The following is a 4,219-nucleotide window of genomic DNA, read 5'->3' as shown; positions in this document are numbered from 1 at the left end:
CCCGATTTCAAATCCCAGTCCTACTCCCTGTACCCATAGCATCTGCGTCCCGGACCAAACCAGGTACAGGAAAAACGCCGTCGTCGCGATGACGCCGACAGTGATCAGCTTTGCTCCGGCTTCCATCTTCGGCGAGTTGAAGTGGCCTCGCAACGACCACGCGTAGGACCCGACGATAGTCAGGCTGGTGATCGAAATAATGAAGTCCAGAAGAAATTGCATCTCGATGCCCGGCTTGAAAGGTTGGTTACAATTGCTGCTGCGACAGACCTAACCCGTATACAACGCCTAGGCAAATGATTGATGTATGATTCGCAACCGCACTGAATCGAGTCATGGTTGCACGACCTGGTTTAGATCTGGTTTACGATGATCATGCACCTGCCGTAGATATTTTCGTGCAAGTCTTTGGCTGCGCTTTAGGGGTCGCAGCTTATGGACGTATTTCACTGTACAATCGACACCAGCCACGGCGCTGTGCGCATCAGTGACACTATCGATGGCGCTGCACCACTGGTTATGATACACGGTTCCGGCAGCTCACGGACGGTCTTTTCACGGCAACTACACAGCCATTTGTCCCGGAATTGGCGTCTGATTGCGCTCGATCTTCCGGGACACGGCGAATCGAGCGACGCTCGAGATCCGCAGTCAACTTATACCGTCACCGGTCTTGCCGACTGCATAAGAGAGGTGGCAGCCCGCCTGGGGCTTCATCGCTTTCCCGTGCTGGGATGGTCGCTTGGCGGTCACGTCGCGATTGAAATGGCGGGCAGCGGCAACGGCATTTCGGGCCTGATGTTGTGCGGCACGCCACCGGTCCCCAGCGGTCTCCTCGGAATGCTGCGGGGATTCCATCCGTCGTTTGATATTCTTCTGGCATCAAAAGAGAACTTTACATCGCGTGACGTGGAGCGGTTTCAGTCTCTTTGCTTTGGAGACACGAGCAACCCCTCCTTTCGTGATGCTATAGCGCGCGCAGACGGGAGACTAAGGAGCGTTTTTTCTCGCGCAATGTTGCGCGGGGAGGGGGTGGATCAGCGTCGCACCGTCGAACAGGCTGATATACCCATTGCTTTTGTGAATGGATTTCATGACCCCTTTGTCAAACTCAGCTATTTTTCGGGCCTGAACATCCAGTTACTCTTCGAAGGCAAAGCGCATGTAATGGAAGGAGCTGGCCACGCGCCCTTCTGGGAAATGCCGGAGAGCTTCAACTCGATGCTCGACCGGTTCCTGAACACAGTCGCCGCTCATGAAGCCAATAGCGGTCTAAAAGATCATCACTTTCTTTCGAACAGATCAGTGTTCTAAGAGCGATCCGCGGAGCTGCGGTCTCCTGTGCTTACAGTTTCCGAAACAAGTCGCGGGAAGATCGACGAGCGGCTCGAAAGACGACACAGGATCTTTCAGGGCAGGTGGATCGGAATGCGAGGGATGTGGCTCGCCATTTGCCGCGGCCACGAGCTCGTACTGCAAACGACGTAGTTTCCATCGGTCGCAAAACAATAGTTGACGTCTAAGTTCATTGTGCGACGGTCATGATCGGGTAACCGTCATTACCTTTCCCGCAGACCAATCCCGCCCTATCATTCAGAGGCGCCTGCATGAAATCCAGGGAGATGGGAGAGCGATGCGGAATTGTCTAGGCCTGCTAGCGGCAGCAGTCTCTCTCCTCCAGCTATACTCCTTCGCCAACGCACAGGCACCGAATGCCCTGGAGAGGGCCATCGGAGATGCACAGCCATGCAGGTCGTTGAAGACCAAGGTATCGAGCTTCGGTATCAGTGTGGAGATAGGCGTCGACAAGCTGGATTCCGTGAAGATCGAAAATCTGCAATTGTCGGTCAATGGCAACACCGCGGAGGCGAGCGCCCGCGGCACGCTTGCTTGCAAGACCTCGGACGAAGCGCTTGTAGAAGGAGGGTTTTCAGCGACCGCTGAGGTTCGGCTGAAGGTCGACCTTACGACCTGCAAGATGACCGAGACCTCCATCGAGATCGTGAAGAGCGATGGCCGGTTCGGCGACATCGTCAAAGGACTTGAGACTGAAATCTCTGGCGCCCTCCGGCGAAGTCTGGAGAAGAACGTGGCCAAGCTTTGCCAGAAGTGATCAGTGGATCGACACCGTTAGACAGGAAGGGATCGAAGACTGCGTTGCAGAGGTTTCGCCGCCTCAGCGGAGCAACCCATCGCGACTGAACTCCTCCCAGCCGAGAGGTTTCGAATGTGACGCATCGTCGTGGTCGGCATCAGGTTTCGAAGGGTTCTTGGCCTTGGTCTTCAGCGAACGCGTCAACTTCGCTTTCAAGGCTGCCCGTCGTCGTTTCTCGGCCGTCGCTTCAGCATCCTCTTCGCGCCAGACTGTCACCAGGTCTCGGTCGAGGATGTCCTCCACCACGCGCGGGTCGAATACGTGGAAGGTAATTTTCCTCGCCCGCCCACGCAGCTTCACCGTGCGGGTTCCTACACTGGGCAAGCGCCCGTCGCTGAGCCAGCGATGTCTTTCGGTAGTAGAGATTGTCAGAATATCCTGGATTTCACGGGGGATCACAGGCAGGCTTTCGATGTCTTCGAGCGCGTTGGAAACGACCGACGAAGCAGCACGGAACGCACTTTTAGCCGTTTCAGCCATCGCCAATGTCAAAGCACCCGCCTCGATTTCGAGCGACTTTCTCACCGCCAAAGGCAGACGTGCGCGAATTTCCAGCAGAATCCCCTTCGCGCGAACGGATGATCCGAGCGTGGCTGCGGTCGATAGGGGCCACTCCTTGATCAGCTCCGCATCGTCGGTGGTTTTGGGTTTTGCCATGTACGAGTAGATGGGCCTTCCGCTCTGCAGCGTCAACGACTACGTCAGGTCGGAAGGCATCATGTGATTACGCTCAGTCGCGGTACTCGGGCATCTGTTCGATGCTCGTCCTTGGTCCAGCTCGTAACGGCATGAACGTCACCGTCTTCATCGCGCATGAACTCAAGATCCGAGACCGGACTGCAACCAGGCGTCGCGCCGATACCCAGAAATCCTCCGACGTCGCTGACCGCGGAGCCGCCGGCGCCCGCGCCATGGATATGATCGACCTTGCCGACCTTGTAATCGTTGGCTCCATAGATGGTGGCACCTTCGAGGACGGCAGAGGTAAGTTCTGAAGTCGTCAAGCGTACGCGGTTGGTGTGTTCCATGGTCGTTTCCTCCTTTGTGGAGGAGGGGTCAGTCCGTCCGGCGCTGTGATCAGCTGGTTTTCTCGGCGTGCTGATATTGCCATTCACAAAACTGCTCCAAATAGCGGTTGGGTAGATCGCGCGCCGTCATGCGTTGACAATCCTCTTTTGCTCAGGTCTACTGGTCCACTTACCGGACCAGTAGACCTGAGCGCGGGGAGGGGAAAAGCAATGGACGTTCGAGCGATGCTCGAAGACGACGTTGCGGCGCTCGGTGGAGCGCCGAAGAAGTCGATGAAAGACTTCGTCGTCCAGAAGATTGCGACCTTCATTGCCACCGGCATTCTCAAGGTGGGCGATCCGCTGCCAAGCGAACGTGAACTCGCCTCCGCACTGTCGGTCAGCCGCGAGACCGTCCGTGGGGCGATCCTTATCCTTTCCACGCATGGGATTCTCTCGGTTGTGCACGGAACGCGCACGGTGGTGGCATCAGAGGACGTCGGCGAATTGGCCGTCCAGGCTGCGCGGTATCGCGACATCGCGGCCTACAGTCTCGACAATGTTCATGAGGCTCGGCTTCTTATCGAAGCACAGGTCGTCAGGGCTGCCGCACTCAAGATGGAGCCTTCAACTTTTGATTATCTCCGCAAGTCGATCGCAGCACAAGAAGCCGCCTGTGACGATCCTGTTCGTTTTTTGATATGTGACCGGGAATTTCACACCGCTATCTACCGTTCCAGCGGCAACGCGGTGCTGGCTGATATGGCCGCCGACCTCTATTCCTATCTTCTGAGCCACCGAAGGCGCGTCGTATCGCAGCCCGGGAGCATCGCCACCAGCATCGCCGATCACCGGATGATCCTCGCCGGTTTGGAGACGCGGGACCCGGACGCCGCGGCCGCGGCCTTCGCAATCCACGAAACCCGTATTTATACGACGACCAAGTTACTCTTCTCGTAGTTCGCAGGGAGGCGAAACACGATGCATATTCTCATTATCGGGGCGGGAGGAATGATCGGCCGGAAGCTTGCTGCCAACTTGGCGCGCAGCGGCTCCC

The 4,219-nt window shown here is 56.9% G+C and carries 5 protein-coding genes and 1 pseudogene; 3 read left to right on the top strand and 3 right to left on the bottom strand.

Annotated features, from left to right (window positions below):
- A pseudogene (locus FY112_RS01255) lies at nucleotides 1-222 on the bottom strand (isoprenylcysteine carboxylmethyltransferase family protein); the annotation flags it as partial.
- 213 nt (nucleotides 223-435) lie between these two features.
- On the opposite strand from FY112_RS01255, the gene FY112_RS01250 reads away from it, so the two are divergent.
- Nucleotides 436-1,314 (top strand): alpha/beta hydrolase, encoded by an 879-nt coding sequence (locus tag FY112_RS01250; RefSeq protein WP_151517439.1) that lies wholly within the window; start codon nucleotides 436-438, stop codon nucleotides 1,312-1,314.
- Between the two features lie 319 nt (nucleotides 1,315-1,633).
- Entirely contained in the window at nucleotides 1,634-2,113 is a 480-nt protein-coding gene (locus tag FY112_RS01245) for a hypothetical protein (protein ID WP_131643516.1), read from the top strand.
- A 63-nt stretch (nucleotides 2,114-2,176) separates the two neighbouring features.
- On the opposite strand, the gene FY112_RS01240 is transcribed toward FY112_RS01245, so the two are convergent.
- Both FY112_RS01240 and FY112_RS01235 read right to left on the bottom strand, forming a co-directional pair.
- Nucleotides 2,177-2,812 (bottom strand): hypothetical protein, encoded by a 636-nt coding sequence (locus FY112_RS01240; RefSeq protein WP_017956492.1) that lies wholly within the window; start codon nucleotides 2,810-2,812, stop codon nucleotides 2,177-2,179.
- A gap of 59 nt (nucleotides 2,813-2,871) precedes the next feature.
- On the bottom strand, nucleotides 2,872-3,183 hold the full coding sequence (locus FY112_RS01235) for a PRC-barrel domain containing protein (RefSeq protein WP_131627281.1): 312 nt from the start codon (nucleotides 3,181-3,183) through the stop codon (nucleotides 2,872-2,874).
- Nucleotides 3,184-3,393: 210 nt separating this feature from the next.
- Between FY112_RS01235 and FY112_RS01230 the strand changes: the two genes are divergently transcribed.
- Nucleotides 3,394-4,122, top strand: coding sequence for an FCD domain-containing protein (locus FY112_RS01230; RefSeq protein WP_017956493.1), 729 nt, complete (start codon nucleotides 3,394-3,396; stop codon nucleotides 4,120-4,122).
- Nucleotides 4,123-4,219: the final 97 nt, after the last annotated feature.

The sequence above is a fragment of the Rhizobium sp. PEPV16 genome, from assembly GCF_008919455.1.
GTDB classification, from domain to species: domain Bacteria; phylum Pseudomonadota; class Alphaproteobacteria; order Rhizobiales; family Rhizobiaceae; genus Rhizobium; species Rhizobium leguminosarum_Q.
Note: the sequence above shows the minus strand (reverse complement) of the source record. Positions and strands in the feature narration are given on the sequence as shown.